This is a genomic window from Dyadobacter sp. CY345, assembly GCF_021502725.1.
GTDB lineage: Bacteria > Bacteroidota > Bacteroidia > Cytophagales > Spirosomataceae > Dyadobacter.
On sequence record NZ_JAKFFS010000004.1, the window covers coordinates 170,168 to 191,725 of the forward strand.

The 21,558-nt window shown below is 40.6% G+C and carries 20 protein-coding genes; 8 read left to right on the forward strand and 12 right to left on the reverse strand.

The annotated features are described in order from the left end of the window. Positions 1-11 precede the first annotated feature (11 nt). Complete coding sequence (gene ggt / locus L0657_RS17950; RefSeq protein ID WP_235152131.1) at positions 12-1,778, reverse strand: gamma-glutamyltransferase; 1,767 nt, start codon at positions 1,776-1,778, stop codon at positions 12-14. A 230-nt stretch (positions 1,779-2,008) separates the two neighbouring features. Here ggt and L0657_RS17955 point away from each other — a divergent pair, with 230 nt between their 5' ends. Beyond that, positions 2,009-3,250 (forward strand): ABC transporter permease, encoded by a 1,242-nt coding sequence (locus tag L0657_RS17955; RefSeq protein WP_235152132.1) that lies wholly within the window; start codon positions 2,009-2,011, stop codon positions 3,248-3,250. Between the two features lie 73 nt (positions 3,251-3,323). Continuing rightward, the gene (locus L0657_RS17960) at positions 3,324-3,779 is read left to right on the forward strand and encodes a hypothetical protein (RefSeq protein WP_235152133.1); all 456 of its coding nucleotides are present in this window, start codon (positions 3,324-3,326) and stop codon (positions 3,777-3,779) included. 69 nt (positions 3,780-3,848) lie between these two features. On the opposite strand, the gene L0657_RS17965 is transcribed toward L0657_RS17960, so the two are convergent. Together L0657_RS17965 and L0657_RS28055 are read right to left on the reverse strand one after the other, a co-directional pair. Continuing rightward, positions 3,849-4,184, reverse strand: coding sequence for a translation initiation factor (locus L0657_RS17965; protein WP_235152134.1), 336 nt, complete (start codon positions 4,182-4,184; stop codon positions 3,849-3,851). Between the two features lie 34 nt (positions 4,185-4,218). Beyond that, positions 4,219-5,094, reverse strand: coding sequence for a diacylglycerol kinase family protein (locus tag L0657_RS28055; RefSeq protein WP_235152135.1), 876 nt, complete (start codon positions 5,092-5,094; stop codon positions 4,219-4,221). Positions 5,095-5,337: 243 nt separating this feature from the next. On the opposite strand from L0657_RS28055, the gene L0657_RS17975 reads away from it, so the two are divergent. Continuing rightward, complete coding sequence (locus L0657_RS17975; protein WP_235152136.1) at positions 5,338-5,769, forward strand: DUF4440 domain-containing protein; 432 nt, start codon at positions 5,338-5,340, stop codon at positions 5,767-5,769. 86 nt (positions 5,770-5,855) lie between these two features. Here L0657_RS17975 and L0657_RS17980 read toward each other — a convergent pair whose 3' ends face one another. Beyond that, positions 5,856-6,338, reverse strand: a complete 483-nt coding sequence (locus tag L0657_RS17980; protein ID WP_235152138.1) for a lipocalin family protein — start codon at positions 6,336-6,338, stop codon at positions 5,856-5,858. 116 nt (positions 6,339-6,454) lie between these two features. After that, positions 6,455-7,447 (reverse strand): methylmalonyl Co-A mutase-associated GTPase MeaB, encoded by a 993-nt coding sequence (gene meaB / locus L0657_RS17985; protein WP_235152139.1) that lies wholly within the window; start codon positions 7,445-7,447, stop codon positions 6,455-6,457. 136 nt (positions 7,448-7,583) lie between these two features. Between meaB and L0657_RS17990 the strand changes: the two genes are divergently transcribed. Beyond that, complete coding sequence (locus L0657_RS17990) at positions 7,584-9,578, forward strand: M1 family metallopeptidase (RefSeq protein WP_235152140.1); 1,995 nt, start codon at positions 7,584-7,586, stop codon at positions 9,576-9,578. An 89-nt stretch (positions 9,579-9,667) separates the two neighbouring features. Here the strand turns inward: L0657_RS17990 and L0657_RS17995 are convergent, their stop codons facing one another. The 5 genes from L0657_RS17995 to yihA form a co-directional block, all read right to left on the reverse strand. Continuing rightward, complete coding sequence (locus L0657_RS17995) at positions 9,668-10,615, reverse strand: 3-oxoacyl-ACP synthase III family protein (protein WP_235152141.1); 948 nt, start codon at positions 10,613-10,615, stop codon at positions 9,668-9,670. Positions 10,616-10,763: 148 nt separating this feature from the next. Then, complete coding sequence (locus L0657_RS18000) at positions 10,764-11,885, reverse strand: glycosyltransferase (RefSeq protein ID WP_235152142.1); 1,122 nt, start codon at positions 11,883-11,885, stop codon at positions 10,764-10,766. Further along, a complete protein-coding gene (gene deoC, locus L0657_RS18005) occupies positions 11,882-12,541 on the reverse strand; it encodes a deoxyribose-phosphate aldolase (protein WP_235152143.1) in 660 nt (219 codons plus the stop codon). Before deoC ends, L0657_RS18000 begins: the two co-directional genes overlap by 4 nt. Before the next feature lie 76 nt (positions 12,542-12,617). Then, positions 12,618-13,118 carry a DUF5606 domain-containing protein gene (locus L0657_RS18010; RefSeq protein ID WP_235152144.1) on the reverse strand — a complete coding sequence of 167 codons (501 nt, stop codon included), beginning with the start codon at positions 13,116-13,118 and terminating at the stop codon, positions 12,618-12,620. 180 nt (positions 13,119-13,298) lie between these two features. Beyond that, on the reverse strand, positions 13,299-13,913 hold the full coding sequence (gene yihA, locus L0657_RS18015) for a ribosome biogenesis GTP-binding protein YihA/YsxC (protein WP_235152145.1): 615 nt from the start codon (positions 13,911-13,913) through the stop codon (positions 13,299-13,301). A 427-nt stretch (positions 13,914-14,340) separates the two neighbouring features. Between yihA and L0657_RS18020 the strand changes: the two genes are divergently transcribed. The 3 genes from L0657_RS18020 to L0657_RS18030 all read left to right on the forward strand — a co-directional run bounded on the left by L0657_RS18020 (position 14,341) and on the right by L0657_RS18030 (position 18,496). Next, positions 14,341-15,720: a proprotein convertase P-domain-containing protein gene (locus L0657_RS18020; protein ID WP_235152147.1), complete on the forward strand. Its 1,380-nt coding sequence runs from the start codon at positions 14,341-14,343 to the stop codon at positions 15,718-15,720. A 119-nt stretch (positions 15,721-15,839) separates the two neighbouring features. Beyond that, complete coding sequence (locus tag L0657_RS18025; protein WP_235152148.1) at positions 15,840-17,825, forward strand: SdrD B-like domain-containing protein; 1,986 nt, start codon at positions 15,840-15,842, stop codon at positions 17,823-17,825. A 239-nt stretch (positions 17,826-18,064) separates the two neighbouring features. Continuing rightward, complete coding sequence (locus L0657_RS18030) at positions 18,065-18,496, forward strand: thioredoxin fold domain-containing protein (protein WP_235152150.1); 432 nt, start codon at positions 18,065-18,067, stop codon at positions 18,494-18,496. Positions 18,497-18,678: 182 nt separating this feature from the next. On the opposite strand, the gene gmd is transcribed toward L0657_RS18030, so the two are convergent. Further along, entirely contained in the window at positions 18,679-19,791 is a 1,113-nt protein-coding gene (gene gmd / locus L0657_RS18035; RefSeq protein WP_235152151.1) for a GDP-mannose 4,6-dehydratase, read from the reverse strand. Between the two features lie 62 nt (positions 19,792-19,853). After that, positions 19,854-20,417, reverse strand: a complete 564-nt coding sequence (locus L0657_RS18040; protein WP_235152152.1) for an SPOR domain-containing protein — start codon at positions 20,415-20,417, stop codon at positions 19,854-19,856. Positions 20,418-20,539: 122 nt separating this feature from the next. Between L0657_RS18040 and murB the strand changes: the two genes are divergently transcribed. After that, positions 20,540-21,550 (forward strand): UDP-N-acetylmuramate dehydrogenase, encoded by a 1,011-nt coding sequence (murB, locus tag L0657_RS18045; protein WP_235152153.1) that lies wholly within the window; start codon positions 20,540-20,542, stop codon positions 21,548-21,550. The last annotated feature ends 8 nt before the right edge of the window (positions 21,551-21,558 follow it).

Consider the following 21,558-nt stretch of genomic DNA (forward strand, 5'->3'; position numbering starts at 1 on the left):
ATTTTTAGCGATTAATAGCCGATGCTCGTATCGTCACCTCTCGGATCTGAGCCGCCTTCGAGCGAGCCGTCAGGGAGGACTAAAATGCAATCCATCCGGCCAATAGAATTACGTTGCTGTTCAATAACATAACTTCTGCTCTGCAATTTATTTATCGTATTTGGGGTAAATGCTCCCGCTTCAAATACCGTTTTGTCTGGCAGCCATTGATGATGGAACTTAAAAGCGTTGACCGATTGCTGCATGGTCATACCATGTTCCAGGACGTTCAATATGGTCTGATAAACAGAAGTAATAATCGTTGACCCGCCAGGCGTCCCAACCACCATAAATAACTTTCCATCCTTTTCCACAATGGTCGGCGTCATAGACGAAAGCATACGTTTGCCGGGCGCAATTTCATTCGCTTTGTTTCCAATCAAACCATACATATTCGGCGCGCCAGCTTTCACGCTGAAATCGTCCATTTCATTATTCATGAAAAAACCAGCGCCTTTTACCACAACTCTGCTTCCATATCCACCATTTAAGGTTGTCGTCACAGACACTGCATTTCCCTCTTTATCCACCACCGAAAAGTGCGTTGTTTCTGTGCTTTCATATCCTGGAAAAACACCGCCAGCTATATTTTTTGAATCAGTCGCTTTATCAAATGCAAAATCTTTCCAGCGCTGTTCAAGATACGGTTTGCTGACCAGCGTTTCCGTTGGGATTTTTACAAAATCCGGATCGCCCAGAAATTTGGCACGGTCTGCGTAAACTCTCCTTTCAGCTTCAATCATTACCTGAACGGTAGAATCCGTATGCCATCCCCATTTTTTCAAAGGATAAGGTTCTGTGAGTTTCAATAGCTGGATTAATGCAATTCCTCCGCTTGACGGCGGCGCCATGGTGATGATTTTGTAATTTTTGTAACTGTCTGAAATTGTTTCACGCCATTTTACGTGGTATTCAGCAAGGTCTTTTTTACTGATAATTCCCTGTTTTTTATATTTCATTTCCTTGGCAAGAAGTCGGGCCACTTTTCCTGAATAAAAACCTTTACGGCCTTTTTTCTGTATCCTGCTCAAAACTTTTCCCAAATCTTTCTGAACCAGCGTGTCTCCCGCTGCCCAGTCTTTTCCGTCCTGACGCTGGAAATATTTACTTTCAGGATTGAGTGCTATCAGATCTTTTTTTACCGCATTTAATCCTCGTGCCTCTCGTTCAGTTTGTATCACACCTTTATTGGCCAAATCAATTGCAGGCTGTAAAAGATCTTTCCATGGCAGTTTTCCATAGCGGGTGTGCGCCTCAACCATCCCATCCACAGACCCAGGCACGCCGGAAGCAAGCCGGCCGAGAATACTTAGTTTAGGAATAACATTTCCATCCTTATCCAGGTACATATCCCTGTTGCTTTTTGAAGGACCTTTTTCACGATAATCGATACTGGAACTTCTTCCGTCTTTATCGCGAATAACCATAAACCCACCGCCGCCAATATTCCCGGCCGAGGGATGAACAACTGCTAATGCGAATGTCACAGCTATCGACGCGTCAATTGCATTTCCGCCAGCTTTTAAAATATCCACACCTACTTTGGAAGCTTCGGGATGCGCTGTGGCGACAATACCATTTTTTGCAAAAACTCCCTGACGGTCGTTGTAAAATGGCTTTTGATTAGGGTCGTCGGTAAGGAACTGATAAAAACCTTTCGTTTCCTGAACAGGCTGCTGAGCCGCCAAAAATCCGGAAAGCATTGAAAATGATAGGGCAAGGGTGTAGCGTATATTCATATTTTGGTGATCAGAGATTGTAAATGTAATTTAGTAAATGAAAATAAGAGGAGTAGTATCAACTTGGATATTTGAAATTATTTCCGGGGATTTTAGTATTGATTATGGTATATTTCACTACTCAAACGCTCAGAATACCTTTTATACTAATTTGTTTCTGAGACAGATCGTTTACTACTAACTTTTCGATTTCAAAGCAAGGCATCAAAAATCTAGACAATGCGGTTATTATGAAATTTTTACGGCAGATTTATGAAAGTTTCCGCTTTGCCTGGCAAGCGCTTCAATCCAATATTACACGTACCACCTTATCTCTCCTGGGGGTTACGGTAGGGATTTTCGCAATCGTCGCCGTTTTTACGATTGTTGATTCTCTTGAAAAAAGTATTCGTGACAGTATGAGCGCGATAGGCGATAAGGTTTTGTATGTACAAAAATGGCCCTGGGGTTTTGGTGGGGAATATCAGTGGTGGAAATATTTTCAGTGGCCCAGTCCGTCAAACTCCGAGTATAAATATTTATATGACAATCTTGAAAATGCCAGTGCCGTCGCGGTAATGGATTTCAAAGGAGGCATTACCTTGAAAAATGGATCCAGCAGCATTGATGCACTGATTCAGGGAGTTTCATATGAATACAGTGAAATCTCGGAAGTGCCTTTGGCATCCGGACGTTATTTCATGCCGATGGAAACTACCAATGCGAGAAATGTCGCGATTATCGGTGCCGATATTGCCCAGGCACTCTACCCCAATCAGGTCGCTGAGGGGAAAATTTTTAAGTTGAACGGAAATAAATTTACGGTTATTGGAGTACAGGTAAAAAAGGGCGAAAGCCTGGTCGACTTCGGCGGAAACCCTGATAAAAAATGCATTATCACCTATGGTTCCTTTGCAAAAATGTTCCAATCCGGCCGGCCCGATCCTGATATTGTCGTGAAAGCTTTTGAAAGCGATGAAGGTATGAAAGAAGTGGAGGCTGAGGTAATCGGGTTAATGCGTACCAAGCGCGGTATAAAACCGAGAGATGATAACAATTTTTCAATCAACAAACCGGAAGCTGCTGCGCAGGCAGTGTCAGGATTATTTTCAGTATTATCGCTTGCCGGGTGGGTTATTGGTAGTTTCTCAATATTGGTAGGAGGGTTTGGTATTGCAAATATTATGTTTGTTTCGGTGAAAGAGAGAACCAACCTGATCGGTATCCAGAAGTCGCTTGGCGCGAAAAATTATTCAATTCTTTGCCAGTTTTTGTTCGAAGCAGTGATGTTAAGTTTGGTAGGAGGGTTGGTTGGTATATTTCTTGTATACTTGCTTTCGTTTATGCAGCTCGGCACGCTTGTGATTATCCTGACACCTGGAAATATCATCCTTGGCCTGGGAGTTTCCTGCGTTATCGGCGTGTTATCCGGAATTATTCCGGCCATGCTTGCCGCACGTATGGATCCTGTTATTGCGATCCGGGCGAAATAAGGATAGGAAAAATCATTCAGTTTTACGAAGTTGCTTTAAATATCACACAAACTTTTTAACCGACTAACTAATCATGCGTAAATGGGTTATCATTCTTGTTCTCCTGGCAGTTGTTTTTGGAGCGCTATATTATCTGACTTTTGGATATTACAGTGAAGGAAAACGCGGCGGATTTATTACCCGCCTAAGCAATAAAGGTTATCTGTTTAAAACCTACGAAGGAGAATTAAAAATGGGCGGTCTGTATGAAGGAGACGGCTCGTTGAATGCATCTGAATGGACTTTCTCAGTAAGTGGAAAGAATAAAGACGCCATTACAAAACTTGAAGAAGCGATCGCAAGCGGTCACCGCGTATCGCTTACCTACGAAGAAAAATTCTTTACACTTCCCTGGAACGGAGATACCAAATTTTTTGTGACCAACGTAGAAGTATTGTCTGGTGGAGGGGGTGCAACCCAAAATCCAAATAATTTCCCAAAAGTGCAGCCTGAGCAGCCGACGGAAATTGACACGACGAAGGTATTGTAATTTTGAATGTTAGAATGATAGAATGAGTTGCTACCTCCATCATTCTATCATTCTAACATTCAAAACTAATCACCCCCCTGCTTTTTTTGCTTTATAATTCTTCCCGGTCAGCCAGGTTATTACCTTTTCCCGGTGATCGCCTTGAATGAGGATTTCACCTTCTTTCACTGCGCCGCCGCTTCCGCATAATACTTTAATTTGTTTTCCGAGTGCTTCCAGGTCGGCATTAGTACCAATAAATCCTTTAACAACGGTAATCACTTTTCCACCACCTTTTCTGTCCACCCAAACGCGTAGATCTTGTTGGGCTGGTGCCAATGTTTCAGGTTCGTCCTGACTGGAATCAGCATACTCGAAATCAGGGTTGGTTGAATAAATAATGCCTGAGCGGTTCTTTTTAGACATAAGAAAATTGTCAATTTAATTTTTCTAAACCGGTTTAAATGATAACCCTCAAACTTTTAGGTTTGACTTTCACTTCGATCCGGGTCGTTTCAAGTTGCAAAGGTTCACCATCATAATGGATCATAGGTGGCTTGTCAGCTTCAATCACTGCGTCTTGTGCAAGTTGATAGGAGATATATTTTGATGGTTTCAATTGCTTCGTAAAAAGCCTGTAAGTCAAATTGGACCCATACCATTTTGGGAATGGAATGATTGTGCAAATATCAAGTTTTCCGTCATACACGCTTGCTTGCGGAGCCACCCACGCATTGTTGCCGTATTGGCCTGCATTCGCAAATGAAAGCGAAAAAACTTCTATCTTTTTCCCATTCAATTTATAGGTCTGAGGTTCATAATTCCAATAGGATTTGAGGGAAACACTCAAATAAGTAGCAAGTCCGCGTGAATTCTCTTTGCTGAATAAATCTCCAACGTATGCGTCAAAGCCCATTCCGGCGGTACAGAAAAAAGGAATTCCGTTAAGTTCAGCCGAATCAATGGTATTGACTGAACCCGAAAACAGCTTTTCCAGCGCAGCGTCCAGTGTTAGAGGCAATCCCAGATGACGGGCAAGTCCATTACCGGAGCCTAATGCTAGAATGCCGAGTGGCGTTGAACGGTTCACTAATCCCTTCGCCACCTCGTTAACCGTTCCGTCACCGCCGACAGCAACTATTGCTTTCCATTTCAATCTGTTAATATTTTCTTTCACCAACGTCGTGGCGTGCCCGCGACCTTCTGTGAAAAAAATCTGCGCCGCTCCTCCCTTAGAATTTACAAAGTTCTTAATTGCCTTGGAAATTTTTTCCGGGTGCTGTCCGATTGAAGTACCGGAGCTTGGATTTATGATAAATAAGTAAGAATCAGCCACGGATCAAGCGAAAAATAAAAAGAGTATGCCTATAAATATGATAATAAACAGGTAGTACAAGCCATCGATAAACGGATATTTCTGGCGGTCCAGCTTTTTAAATATATCATCAAACATGCTCATTTTGCTAGTCAATTATTTGTAAACAGTAGTTCCTGATACATTTAGGGCAGAATCAATTTCAAAATGAATCTTTCCTGTATCTTTAAACGAAAGAACTTTCTACAAAAATCCGTAAAAAATATGAGAAACTGTGTTTTGACCTTACTTCTATTATCAAGCACCTACTTTGCCACAGCGCAGTCGAAGGCAGATCAGGAAGAAATTTATGGAATCCTCAACCGCCAGAACGGAGACTGGAACCGTGGCGATGTAAAATCATTTATGAAAGGTTACTGGGAATCGGACTCGCTGATGTTTGTGGGAAAAGGCGGAGTGACTTATGGTTATAATCAAACCTACGAAAACTATCTGAAACGTTATCCGGATCGCGCTTCGATGGGCACGCTAAAATTCGAATTTATCAATCTGACTTTTCCTTCAAAAGACGTGGCATTTCTGGTAGGAAAATGGAATTTGACGCGCCCTGAGAAAGGCGATATTGGAGGACATTATACCTTACTTTGGAAAAAAATTAAAGGAAAATGGCTCATTATCTGTGATCATTCAAGTTAAATAACTGCCAATCTAATAGTAGCTGAATAAAAAAATAACCGGTCTGTAATTCGCAGGCCGGTTATCTTTTTGTGAAATATTTTCTATTACAATCTCTTCAGACTCATCACAGCATTGACAGGAGTTCCTGTTCCTGATGTGTTGGTATTCACTATAATTTTCATGTCATTCGGGTTTTGAGTCAATCCGAAGGTATTGCTGGTGGACCCGTTCGTCAATGTAAGTTTGCCGGTTTCTACTTGCCATTTGGTATCAGCTGCAATATTAATAAAAGCTCCGACTAACGCTACGGCTGCGTCACAATCTGAAAGAGTTACTTTGTTGTCAGAAGTAAAAGTGAATTTCAAATCTTTGTAACACGGAGCAGCAGTTGGAAGCAAAGCTAACGCAGGAATACTGGTCGAAGCATTTTCTGGCTGAACATCGGTCAATTGCCATCTGCCAACAATTTCATTATCATCGACAGTTACAGGCGTTTCCTCGTCGTCATCTTTACAAGAAACAAAAACAAACGCAAGAAGAAGAAATGACAAAAAGGCCGTTTTGCCCAACAGGTTAAAAAATTTCATCGCAAAGGAGATTATGGATTAAGACTTAACATGATATTCAACTTCAAACTTACTGTAAAAATTGTCCTGATTATAAAATTAAGATGTTTACAGTCAAAATATTGAGGTGATAATATTTAGCTTTTGGTTTTCAAAAAAATCTCTAACATTCTTTGGGCTGCTGCCAATGGTAATTCTTTTCCATTTGAAACCAATTTTTCTGTGCTTTTTAAGGCTTTTTTCATTGAAGCGTTTTCGTAAAACTGATCTACCAGCGTTTGTCTGATATGATCATGCATCCATTCCAGATTCTGATTTCGACGATTTTTTTCAAAAAAACCATTTTTGGTCGTAAGATTTTGATATTCCCGGATCAGCTCCCACAATTCAGAGATTCCTGTATTTTCCAGCGCAGAACAGGTTACTACGTGCGTTGCAAATTCCGAGTCTGATTTTGGAAACAAATGAAGCGCCTTCTGGTATTCGCCAACGGCTTGCTGAGCAGCAACCTTATTTTTCCCGTCCGCCTTATTGATCGCTACTGCATCCGCCATTTCCATGATACCTTTTTTTATCCCCTGCAATTCGTCACCTGCACCGGCCAGCATAAGTAATAAAAAAAAATCGCTCATGCCGCGGACTAAAGTTTCTGATTGTCCGACACCCACAGTTTCGATGATAATAATTTCGTATCCGGCCGCTTCACATAACAACATGGTCTCCCGGGTGTTTCTCGCCACGCCACCCAAGGACAGGCCAGAAGCGGAAGGACGAATATAAGCCAGTGGGTCGTGTGCAAGATTTTCCATCCGTGTTTTATCGGCGAGAATACTTCCCCCGGATTTTTTGCTGGAAGGATCAATGGTAAGTACAGCGATCTTTTTATCAAGGCTCGTCAGGTGTTTGCCAAAAGTTTCAATAAATGAGCTTTTCCCGACACCAGGAACGCCAGTAATTCCGATCCGAAGTGATTTTCCAGTCGCTGGAAGAAGTTTATTTAATAATTCTCCTGCGAGTTGGCGATCATTTTTGAGCTTGCTTTCTATCAAGGTGATACCCCGGCTCAGGATAACTCTGTCTCCGGAAAGAATTCCTTCTAAATAAGCATCAACTGAAAGGCGCTGGCGCATAAACTGGGTTTTGATAGAAAAACGAAGTTTATAAAATTTGCCAATGAATAGCAAAAATGAAACTTTTTAATATGAGAAAAGGCGAAAAGCCGTATATTGCTCGTTTAAAATACATATTTTACTTTAAACAATACGAATGAAGATCATATCAAATCGCTTAAAGCTCATGGCAGTTTTGTGCCTGGGTTCTTTAAGTGTCTTCGCTCAGGAAGCGGACAAACCGAAGTACGATGCGCATGTACTTTTTCACCCTTTGTTTAATTTCCAGCCAGGTAGTGAATATCGTACAGGAAGCGGTGCTCCCGGCCCTCGCTATTGGCAAAATCGCGCTGATTATAAGATCAACGTAGCCTTAAATGAACAAGAAAAAACTGTTTCGGGAGATGTAGAAATTACATACAAAAATAACTCCCCTGAGGCGTTGGAATTTGTGTGGCTGCAACTGGATCAGAATGCGTTTAATAATGATTCCCGCGGAGGCAAGACAACGGCTATCACTGGCGGAAGGTTTGGAAACAATGGTTTTAATGGCGGCGATGCTATCAAAACTGTTTCCGTGCAACAGGGAGGCGGAAAAGCGACGGATGCTAATTTTATCATCACAGATACGCGCATGCAAATTCGCCTGGCTACTCCGGTGAAAGCGAATGGCGAAATTATAAAAATCAAAATCGCTTATTCTTTCAAAATTCCTGAATATGGTTCAGACCGTATGGGGACACTGGAAACGAAAAATGGTATTGTTTACGAAATGGCTCAGTGGTATCCACGCGTGGCGGTTTTTGACGATATCGAAGGCTGGAACGTGCTTCCCTATCTTGGAGCTGGCGAGTTTTACCTTGAATATGGAGATTTCGAATACGCGGTTACTGTGCCTTGGGACCATATTGTTGTTGGTTCAGGTGAATTGTTAAATCCTGGTGAGGTTCTTACAGCTGAGCAAAGAAAACGTCTGGCTGATGCTGCAAAAAGTGACCAGACTGTAATGATCCGTACGGCAGAAGAAGTTACAAATCCTGCTTCGCGTCCAAAACAGTCAGGAACGCTTACATGGAAATTTAAATGTCTTCAGTCACGCGATATCGCCTGGGCAACTTCGAAAGCTTTTGTCTGGGATGCTGCCCGTATGAATCTTCCAAACGGAAAAACGGCTTTGGCGCAATCGGCTTATCCGGCCGAAGACGGTGGAAAAGATGGCTGGGGACGTTCAACTGAGTACGTGAAAGGATGTATCGAATTTTATTCTAATTATATCCATGAATACACTTATCCGGTTGCAACAAACGTGGCGGGAATAGTAGGCGGAATGGAATACCCGGGTATCGTTTTTTGTAGCAGCAAAAGTCGTAAGGATGATTTATGGGGCGTTACGGATCACGAATTTGGACATAACTGGTTCCCGATGATTGTTGGTAGCAACGAAAGAAAATATGCCTGGATGGATGAAGGATTTAATACATTTATTAATTTCCTTTCCGGGGATAATTTCAATAACGGCGAGTATAAAGACGTTCAGATGAATGACCTGCACCGTTTGGCGCCGATTATTTTCCGTGATAAAGCTGATCCGATTATGACAATTCCGGATGTGGTTCAGGCTGCAAATCTTGGTTGGGAAGCTTACTACAAGCCGGCGATTGGTTTGAAAATGTTACGTGAGCAAGTGTTAGGAAAAGATCGTTTCGACTATGCGTTTCATACTTATGTAAAACGCTGGGCATTTAAACATCCGACGCCTTATGATTTCTTCCGCACCATGGAAGACGCAGCCGGAGAAGATCTTGGCTGGTTTTGGAAAGGCTGGTTCTTTGAAAATTATAAGCTGGACCAAAGTGTGAAAGACGTTGCATACATCGAACAAAATCCTTCAAAGGGATCTGTTATCACGATCGAGAATCTGGATCAGTTTGCAATGCCTGCGAAAGTTGACGTAGAGGAAGTGAGTGGCAAGAAAACGCGTGTTGAATTACCTGTGGAAATTTGGCAGCGCGGCGGAAAGTGGACTTTCAAAGTGGATACGCAACAACCGCTAAAATCGGTGACGATTGATCCTGATCACCAGCTTCCGGATATTAACCCGCAGAATAATAGCTGGAAACCTTCGAAATATTCTGTTTCTGAAACAAACTAAAACAGGCAAAAAATATGAAAGCCTTGCAGATTTGATGAAAATCAGATCTGCAAGGCTTTTTTTATGCAAAATTGAAGCAATGAAAATTTCTAGATAGTAATTAACATAGCTCCGTAGGAGTATCCGCCACCGAAAACGGTGATCACGATATTCTGGCCCTTTTCAAATCTTGATCTGTTTTCAGAAAGAGCAATGGCGCAGCCAGCACATCCGGTATTTCCCAAATACTGAATATTAGAAATCAATTTTTCCGCAGGAATTCCCAATGTATTAATCACGTTCAGACTGATACGATGATTGGCCTGGTGAGGGATCAGATAGTCCAGATCATCAATAGTCATTCCGCAAGCCTGTAAAACTTGTTGGCTAACTTTTGGCATATAGATACATGCATTCTGGAAAACATCTCTTCCAAACGGCATGATAACGCCACGTTCGTTCGGACGAAGCACGACTGCTTCAACAGCCTTACCGCTCGTTGCAGCTCCGCCGGTGATCAGTTTTTTTATCTCCATATCCGATTCAGACTGCCTTTCTTTGGAGATCAGCATTGCCGAAGCTCCGTCTCCCCACAAATGCCCGGAGACTGTATCGCTTTCGTTATAGTATGCAGTGTTATGATCCGAAACAATAACCAACGCTTTCGAAGCCTTACCCATCGCGAAGTAACCTTCAACAATTTCAATGGCGTTTAAAAGCGATGAACAAGCAGAAGAAATTGTTACTACCGGGATATCCGGAAGTGCTAAATGATGCTGAACGGCATGTGCAACGGTAACTATGGTATCGTATGGAGTATAAGTACCCCCAACGATTAAGTCAATTTCATTTTTACTAAATGGTATATTATCCTCTAGCAATAGCTTGACGGCTTCAATAGCCATGGTCGAAGTATTCTCTCCTTGTGCAGCTTTGCGGCGTTCGTAAATTCCCGTGCGCTCAACAATCCATTCGCTGGACAGGTTATTAAGATTTGTAAAATATTCATTACCAATTACTTCACTTGGTAGATAATGACTGAGTGTATTAATATACATGGTTGAGAAGTTGACTTCGCAATCTACTATTCTGATTAATTCCGAAAGTTAAATATTTCGTAGAAAGCATAGTACTTAATATTTGAACAATTCAATAATAAGTTTATAAAATTATACAAATAATTTAAGTAGTTAAAAATTCTGTTTTTTAAGATTTCAATAAATTTTTGTAAAAACACTGCAAAATCCGTTCCTCACTTATCCAGTTATAGTGCTTTTCCGCCGAGACTCTTCCACGCTGTCCCATTGCTTTCGCCAATGAGGGATTTTCGATCAGCCATTCGAATTTCTCTGCAAGCTTTTTAGCATCATAAGGCGAAATACAAAACCCACATCCTGAGGTTTCCACCACCTGTTTGTACAACGGGAAATCGGAAGTAATTACCGGCAAATTCAAAGCCATATACTCAAACAGTTTTGTAGTATATGAATCCGGATAGTCTGCAACTGGTTTTAGTAATGCTATCCCTGCCGTGGCGCCACTTGCATACCATATTATTTCCCGAAGGTCAGTATATCCGTGAAATGTCAAATGCTCTTTAACATTTTCAAAATGAGGTAAGTTTTCAGCTTCATGCCAGTCGAACTGAACTTTTCCAAATAAATGGACCTGAAATTCAGGATGTTTTATTTTCAATAAGGCTAATGCTTCAACGAGTGTGTCAAAGGATCGCTCCATTGAGATTACACCAGAATAAAAAAATACAGGAGGAGATTTCAACACCCCCTCTTTTTCAGCATGAGAATCGACAAAAGCTACGGAAACGTAGTTATGAATAATCGCATGAGGTAGAGGCAGATTTTTATATTCCTCTAAATAAGCATCTTCGGTAAAAACGCAATAAAATTTCTTACGGGCATACCCGTCAAAAATTTTGAATAAACGGCGGTAAACGATCGCCTGGTTATATCGCTTAATCGAAAACTTTTTGTAAAGATTTTCCTGAACCTCGTAAATTACTTTTGCTCCCAGCATTTTAAATAAAAATGCCGCTGGTATCAATTCCGGCACAAATATATGAACAATTGCAGGACGAAAAAGTAAACATTTGCAAAGTAAAACCGGATAACAAAATAATATTCTAGGCAATAGTCTTCGAAAACGAGGCAAAATTACAAACCGGATTTTTTCATCCTTGTCATGATTATTCGCGCCTGGAATCGCACAAATCACTTCGTAAAAGGGTGTTAGTGAAGGCGCTATCTTATAAATAATTCGAGGATCAGTAGCCGGATGGACAGTACTGAGCAATAAAACCCTCGGTTTCATTGTCCGGTAACGATCGCAACTCCGGAAGACGTACCGATCCGGTCAGCGCCTGCTTCAATAAAAGCAATGGCCTGCTCTCGTGTTTTAATACCACCGGAAGCTTTAATTTTGATCTCAGCCGGAAGTATAGCACGCATTTTTTTTACCGTTTCAATTTCAGCGCCTTTTGGTGCAAAGCCTGTTGATGTTTTTACAAAATCCACTTTCGATTCTGCACAAATTTCACAAGCCGTATAAAGTTCGAAGGAATCCAGATATGCCGTTTCAATAATTACTTTAAGCAGCGCATTACCAGCGTGAGCGATCTCGGCCAGTTGCCTAAGTTCTTCCCGAATGCTCAGGTAAGCCATGGACTTAAACCGAGAGACATTCATTACTACATCAAGCTCAGTTGCACCGTTAACTAACGCGTTCCGAGCTTCAAATAACTTCGTTTCCGTTGTGGAATATCCGAGTGGGAACCCGATTACAGTAGCAATTCCAATTTTTACCGGACAAAATTCAAACATCTCCACAGTATAGCCGACATATCCCGGTGCTACGCAAACGCCTTTAAACTGGTGAATCCAGGCTTCCTCACACAATTTGCGAATATCTGTTTCGCTGGCTGTTGGGGATAGCAGTGTGTGGTCTATGTAGTGGGAAAGTTCTGTCATAAATAAAAATCGATCGAAAAGATAAAGCAAAAACCCCATCTATCGACAGGGTTTTTGCTTCATATTTGTTGCTGAATTACATCTCAGTTTTTGGAGTTTCAACGGATTCTGTTGCGTCTTCCACTTCTTCCGTTGCAGCTGATTCGCCGGCTACAAATAATTCAGGAACATATTTAGATAATAAGTTATACCAGGTAATCACTTTTTTGATATCCGATACATACACTCTTGAACGATCAAAATCAGGAAGGATCTCATTTAAAAATTCGATAAGATCTTTGTCCGACGAACTTTTGATCTGCAATGCAACCTGCTCGCCATGTACTTCTCTGATTTTTACAAAAACATCCGCTAATGGAACTGATTCCTCTTCTCCCTCAGTAAATATAGAAACGTCTTTCAAAACAGAAACACGGGCAGTTGGCCCTATCAATGACTTCTCATGTTTTTCATCCAGGCTTTCTACAATGACACCTGCGCGGCTTGGTTTCAAAATACGGAACAACCCGCCTTTTCCTGAAACGTTTGCTATCTCTTTCAACAATTCCATTCCTGTTGATTCTACTTTCTCGCTCATCCTTTTGTTTGTGCTATTAGTGGTCTCTTTATTTAAAGTCGATTCATATCATAAAGATAAAGCAGATACCTCAGTCAATTTTTGGTAACTTTTCACAAAAACGTGAGTGACTCTACGATAACTATTGATGATAATTTAAAATTTCCGCAAAATAACGGAAAGATCGGTCGGTAAGCAACCTTATTCAATGTTCGTTTTCTCAAACGTTTGATTATAAGATTCTATTGTTGCCAGAATTCCTTCTCTCCCTTCTCCTTTTTCCGCTGATGTAACGAACATCGGAGGGATTTCTTCCCAAATTTCTGCCAGTTTTTCCTTATATTTTGTCACCTGAGCTTCCTGCTGATATGGTTTCAGCTTATCTGCTTTCGTAAAAATAATATGAAAAGGTATGCCGCCCTGCCCTAGTTCTTCCATAAATTCCAGGTCAGCAGCCAAGGCGTCGTGTCGAATATCAATTAGAACAAAAGTACATACCAGATTGGACCTGTTATGAAGATAATCACCGATCATTTTCTCCCATTTCTCCCTTTCTGTTTTGCTTACTTTGGCATAACCATAACCAGGCAAATCGACCAGATACCAGTTGTCGTTGATAAAATAATGATTAATTAGCTGAGTCTTTCCTGGTTGCTGAGAAGTTTTGGCAAGCGCCTTTTTCCCTGTCAGCATATTAATTAAGGAGGATTTTCCAACGTTAGACCGTCCAATGAAGGCATATTCCGGCAAATCTGGCTTAGGGCATTTCTCATAATCAGAATTGCTCATCACATATCTGGCATCTTGAATTTTCATCACGGTAGGTTATTAATTTTCCCACAAAGGTACGGTTTTCTTTTTTAACTGAATGCGGCCTGACATTTTAGAAGTAGTTATAAACACTTCTACGCAGAATTAAATTTTTACAATTATTGGACTATTTTAAGCTACGTATACTGCCATTAGTTGTACGTAATGAGGTTAAGTAGGTATTATATAATTTTTAAATTAATTCTACGATCCAATTTAAAAAATACGTGTGCATTTCCAGTTCGTTCTAACAATATAGTTAATCCAGCCAATTAGCTTTGTATCAAGTTATTCACCATAACAAAAACATTTCCAGCACCCGTTAATAGATTGACTAGCGTAATCCCTGGGGCTTGTAGAAAAACTGAGACAATTATCGTATGTTTATTGACTTAATATATCTACAAGCCCTTTCTATCAGAATCAGAGTACAATGAGTGAGTGTAAGACCCAAGTTTTTTCTCGTTTTAATTTATCGAATTTTTTTGCGTTGGTCATACTTCTTGTAAGTGTGGCCTTTACCTCAGAAGCACAAAGTTTCTATGCAGGAGGAGGTCCGATTCATGATTTCAGAGGAGGATTTAAGATAGATTCTTTTCCGGTAAAAGTCGAAGGACTCGATTCCAAAATCAATGAAAATTTCGGGATTTCTAAGATTTGCTTTACCATTCTGCACCCGAGAGTATCGGATCTGAAAATTGAATTAATAAGTCCCGATGGCACAAGCATCTGGTTAACAAACCGTAATGGAAGAGACGAAGGCAGACATTATACCAATACCTGCTTCCGGTCTAATGGATTTTCGGGTTACATACATCAGGCGGAAGCACCATTTACAGGAGAGTATATTCCTGACGGAAGAATGACATTTTTGAACAATGGCCAAAATCCAAATGGAATTTGGTATCTAATGGTGCAGGATTTACGAACCGGTGAAAGAGGCGCAGTGAATTTTGTTACACTGGAATTTAGTAAAAATCCTACACCAAATACCGATGTAAGCCCTTGTTCGCTGGAAGACGGAACTGCCTGCAAATGCGCCGATGGAAGTGCTGACTGCGAATTGCTTCCTGATCTGGTAATACTTTCCAGACTAACCCTTGATCAGGTTAAGGAATATCCATGGAATGACCCATATTATCCTGGCCAATTGCGCCTGGCAGCATCTATCGCCAATATCGGAGCCGGTCCGATGGAAGCTTTTGGTAACAATAAATGGTATTGCGGAAGTGAGGAAGTGAAAGATTCTACGGTGATTTGTAAGGATAAAACACATCCGAGACAACAGATAAATCAGCGTGTTTATAAGAAAAACGGAAATAAAATGGAATGGCAGGATCGAGTTGCCGGAACAAATTATTTCGATGATAAACCTGGGCATAATCACTATCACGTAGATGACTGGGTCGAATTCCGGGTTATTAAGGAAATCAAAAATAAAAAGGGAAAAGTGACTAAAAGAGAGCTTGTTTCGAAAGGAAGCAAGGTTAGTTACTGCCTGTTCGATTCCGGAATTTGTAATAATAATGACAGTCTATGTGTCCTGAACGGCAAGTCTTATGGCGATCAGAATCTTACTAATTATGGATTAGGAAATTATGTGGATTGTAAATCTTTGAAACAAGGTATTAGTGTCGGCGGTTATGATACCTACGGAATGATGTATGAAGGGCAGTCAGTTTCTTTGCCAAAAGGATTGAAGTCAGGAGATTACGTTCTGGAAATCGAGGTTGATCCGACAGGGATTTATAAGGAGAAAGACAAATCGAATAATACATTCAAAATGCCAATCCATATTTCTAAACAGGAATAACGCATTAAATAACTCAGAAATAATACCCAAAATCTGACTGGCTTCAAATAGAAGCCAACGAGATTTCTATGACTTTACTATATCACAAAATTTAACTCAACTCTACTTATTTAATCATTATGAAAGTGAATTTTTACAAATGGCTTCTTCTGGGCATAACATTGTTTTTAATTGATAATACCTACGCACAGCAATGCCCTTCAGGAGATTTTACTGCAGTATCAGGCGGAACATACAAACTTGACGGAAACAAGACATTAATTATTTCTGCAAGTGTTACAAATCTTACATTGCAGATCAGCAACCGTGATAATATTATCTGTGTGGCAGCTGGTGTAACCTGGGAACAAAACAGACAAACAAACTTTGATGGATCGGTAAGTATTAATGTTTACGGAACTTTCAACTATAACAGTTCGGACAACTTTAACGGAAATGTACCTTCTTATCTGAATGTTCAGGAAGGCGGCGTACTAAATACCAACACAAGCGGTATTGGAAGTAATCTGTTGATCAATAATCAGGGCACTACAACATTTACAACTTCCGGTGCAGTTGACTTCCGTGATTCTTTCTCTTTTTACAATTTAGGACCAAATGCAAAATTGATCGCCACTGCACCTTCTCTAGTAAAATTTGGCACGAATACTGTAATCTGCAACGCCGGAACGATGGATTTTGGAAGCCTTGAAAACGCTGATGCCAAACGTTTTAAAAATGAAAAGTCGGGTGTTATCAATATCAGTAGGTATTTTTATAACCATGGTTCTATTTTGAACGATGGAGAAATCAATACACTCTGCGGAAAATTTGGTGCGTCAGGCTGTGAGTTTATAATCGGCGACAAAGGTCCGGGAAAAGAGTTTGAGAATAATGGCTGTATGAATATCACTGGAAATGTGAACATTCGTGGTGCTGCTTTTAACAACGGAACTATCACAATTACAAACGGAGATCTTACGATAGATAAAAAAATATCTGGTTATAACGGTTCGATCATCGTTGTAAACGGAAAGAGTATGATCAACAGCGATGGTGGCTACAACGGAACGAACATGTTTTTCTGGGATGAAAATACTGTGGGACATGATTTTGATGAAAAAAGAAATAATAACCCAGCGATAACAACTGTATATAAAGTAGAAAAAAGAACCTGCGAAAAAGAAGAGGCTTTTGGGTCGATTGGAGATCTGGTTTGGTATGATAAAAACCAGGACGGAAAACAGGATGAAACAGAGCTTCCTGCGCCGGATTTGAAAGTGCAGTTATATAAACTTGTGTCAGGAACCTGGACTTCGGAAATAAGTGCCGTTACGGATAAATTTGGGAAGTACCTTTTTGAAGGATTGACGACAGGTAAATATAAAGTGCAGTTTACGTTGCCAACAGGAGGAAAGTCGTTCTTTACTTCTTTCAAAAAAACAGGGGTAGATACTGAACTGGATAGCGACGCAAATACTGCCGATAATAATTCAAGTGACGAAATTTCCATCGATACTTCTTACCCGGTCGGAAATGTAAAACGTGATAACATGACGATAGATGCCGGAATTTACGAAGGTTCGACACCACTTCCGGTTACGTTGATTAGTTTTACCGTTAGTGAAGAAAATGAATCAGTTCAGTTAAAATGGTCAACTGCGATGGAAACGAACAGCGAAAGTTTTGACGTAGAACATAGCTTAACAGGTAAAAGCTGGAAGAAAGTTGGGAACGTTCTGGCTTCGGGAGAAAGTTCGGCGGAGATCAAATACACTTTCACCGATACAAATCCTGCTGACGGAGAAAATCTTTACAGACTGAAAATGATCGATGCTGACGGAACTTTTGCATACAGCGGCATCCGCAGCGTAAGCATAGAACTTGGAGAAGGAGTCGTAATTTATCCAAATCCCGTTGCTGATCGCCTTTATTTGAAAATTACAGATTGGACAAAAATCAACAAAGTTCAAATGTTTGACCTGAACGGAAAAGCGATATTTAATTCGACCAAAGCACCGGTTGATGGTATTGATGTCAAAAATCTGCCATCTGGACTCTATGCTGTTCGGGTGACAAGCACTAACGGAGCCACAAATAGCTTTAAAGTTGTTATCAATAAATAGTGAAAAGAGAAACTTCTTTCGCCATTAGAAGTTGTACCAGTCCAATGAAATTAGCGCCCTTGCAGATACAAATGCAGGGGCGCTTTTTTTGTTCTAAAAATTAAGTAAGTTCGCTTTATATTTTCGAAAATAGAATTGAACCTATTGGTTAAGAATTGGTTTAGTAAAATAAACCGGATAGGTATTTTCGTTATTTATTCAAACTATAATGTAATCAGGCAATGAAAGGTTTTAAAAAAATGATTTCACTGTTGATCGTTGCGGCACTTACCTTTTCAACGGTATATGCTAATGACGGCGACAAGAAAGACACCAAGGCAGTTGGAATTAAATTTTCGGAAGGCAGTTGGGCGGCAATTTTAAAAAAGGCAAAAGCGGAAAAGAAAATTGTTTTTCTTGATGCATATACAACCTGGTGCGGACCTTGTAAATTGTTACAAAAGAATGTATTTACGAAACCAGAAGTAGGGGCGTTATTTAACCAGAAATTTATCAACGTAAAAGTTGATATGGAAAGTGGTGAAGGTCCGAAACTTGCGAAAAAATATCCTTTGGAAGGTTATCCAACTTTGTTCTTCATCGATCCGGATGGAAAAATCGTTAAACAGGTTATTGGCTATCAAAATCCTGAAACTTTGCTAAGTATCGGCAAGGCGATTCCTGCGATTTAATTTATTGTCAATTATTGTCAGGAAGCCTTGAATAATTCAAGGTTTGTTGAAATAAAAGTCAGGTATGGTCATTTATTGGCCGTACCTGTTTTTGTATATAATAAAAATGTCAGGTTTTATCACTGCTCAGGCGATTCCTGACGACAAATGACAAAACCTGACAAAAAATGACTTAGAGAATTCTATTCGTAATAATTCATCACCCGGTGGCCGCTGTTTTCCAGCAACTGATCTTTTTTGAACAGCGTTAAATCTGCGGCAACCATGTCATTAACAAGTGCTTTCAAATCATATTTTGGTTTCCAGCCAAGTTTAGTCATTGATTTTGTCGGATCCCCGATCAATAATTCAACTTCTGTCGGGCGGAAATATCTTGGATCAACAGCGACAACTTCCTTACCAATCTCAATTTGATATTTTGGATCGTTGCACTTCACCACTTTTGCAGTTTCTGCTGCGCCTTCTCCTGAAAATTCAAGTTCAACACCAACTTCTGCAAAAGCCATACGTACGAAATCACGGATGCGGGTTGTAATTCCTGTCGCGATAACAAAATCTTCGGCAACTTCCTGCTGCAAAATTAACCACATCGCCTCAACGAAATCTTTTGCATGGCCCCAGTCGCGTTGCGCATCCAGGTTTCCAAGAAAAACTTTGTCCTGCAAGCCTAATGCAATCCTCGCAACGGCTCTCGTAATTTTACGCGTAACAAAAGTTTCACCGCGTAAAGGAGATTCGTGGTTGAAAAGGATACCATTTACCGCATACATATCATAAGCTTCGCGATAGTTAACTGTGATCCAGTAACCATAAAGTTTTGCAACAGCGTATGGGGAACGTGGATAAAATGGGGTAGTTTCAGACTGAGGAACCTGCTGAACCAAACCGTATAACTCCGAAGTCGAAGCCTGGTATATTTTAGTTTTTTTGGTAAGCCCTAACAAACGAACGGCTTCAAGAATACGGAGCGTTCCGATTCCATCAACGTTTGCAGTATATTCAGGCTCTTCAAAACTCACCTGAACGTGAGACATCGCACCAAGGTTGTATATCTCGTCTGGCTGGATTTCCTGAATGATTCGAATAATGTTTGTCGAATCACTCAAATCACCATAGTGCAAGTGGAAACGAACATTTTTTTCATGTGGATCTTCATAAATATGATCGATCCGCTGGGTATTGAACAGAGAGCTGCGGCGTTTGATACCGTGCACTTCATAACCCTTGCTTAATAACAATTCTGCCAAATAGGCGCCATCCTGCCCGGTAATCCCTGTAATTAATGCCTTCTTCATCGTAAATTAGTATGTATAGAAAATACAAAGATAAAATTAATAGCCAACTTTAAAATTTTCGTCTATTCCGCGGATGCACGGATCATCAGACTGCGTTTTATATCAACCCGGTCAGCCAGAATCACTGCTGATGAATATTGCCCGCGAATCTGTTCAAGATAATGTTCTGCATCGCTTCTGTATATAAAATCTCCTGCCTTCACCCGGTAGGTAGGCTGCGAATAACTCACGTAGGGATTCAAATCAGGAAATAACTGATAGACATAAGCCTTCGCATTGTCAGCTTCCTGACGCACATTTCCCACATATAATTGTATCCTAAATCCGCTTATAAATTTGATGGCTTTATTTTGTTGCGCCATGGTGTCCAAAACCGTTTGCAACCTTTTATTGACACTTGCAGTTTTCCCGTTTGCGACTTTTGAAGTATTATCGACAGGGGCAGGTTTTGTTTCCGACTTCTTTCCTATGCTGGGTTCCACATATTCGAATCGTGGCCTTACCGAAGATAGATCTTCACGATAATCGGCTGATGACACGCTTGGCGTGCTCTTTTTGCTACATCCGGAAAATGCCAGAAGGCCAAGTGGAAGAGCGAGCAAAAATATTTTCTTTTTCAGCGACATAGATAAAACGATTCGTGATGAACCCACAAAGTTAACCAAAAACGTAGAGATAACCCATCCTGGTGTGCTATTTTGAATCTATTACCTAACTTTGCTTTTACTAATTGAATACAACCGTACAAATGCAACATCACGTTTCCCTGCGCCATCTGAACACATTCGGTCTCGAATCATTTGCGCAATCTTTTGTGGAAGTAGAGTCAGTTGAAGAACTTACTGAAATCCTTAGAAATCCAGAATTGAAAAATACTCCGAAATTCATTCTGGGAGGGGGAAGTAATATTTTGCTGAAGCAGGATATTGATGCATTGGTAATAAAAATTTCGATCGGCGGGATTGATAAGATAAAAGAAGACGATAATCACATCTGGCTTCACGTCGGTGCTGGTGAAAAGTGGCATGATTTCGTGATGTATTGCGTCGATAATGGCTATGCTGGTGTTGAAAATTTATCTTTGATTCCCGGTACAGTAGGAGCGGCGCCGATGCAAAATATTGGTGCTTATGGTGTTGAAATAAAGGATGTGGTTGAAAGCGTGGAAACAATTTTTTACGACTCCAAAGAAACCAGAATCTTTACAAATGAGGAATGTAACTTCGGATATCGCGAAAGTATTTTCAAACATGATTTGAAGGGAAAATGCATCATCACCGGGGTAACTTTCCGTCTGAATAAAAATCCTGTTTATCATGTGGAGTATGGTGATATTCAAAAAACATTGCAGGACGCTGGCGTAGAATCGCTTTCAATCAAAGCGGTCAGCGACGCTGTGATCCACATTCGGAAAAGCAAACTTCCGGATCCGGCCGAAATAGGTAACGCTGGGAGTTTTTTCAAGAATCCTGAGATACCCGAAGAGCAATTTAATAAACTCAAATCTGATCATCCGACCTTACCGGGTTATCCCGCAAGTCCTGGTTTTGTGAAAGTGCCGGCAGGATGGCTCATTGAACAGACTGGTTGGAAAGGATATCGCGACGGCGCCGTTGGTGTTCATGCACGACAAGCTTTGGTTTTGGTAAATTATGGCGGAGGAAGTGGAGCGGAAATAAAGTTATTGTCGCAAAAAATTCAAAAATCGGTTTCAGAGAAATTCGGCATCAATTTAAGCGCCGAAGTGAATTTTATTTAAACAAATAT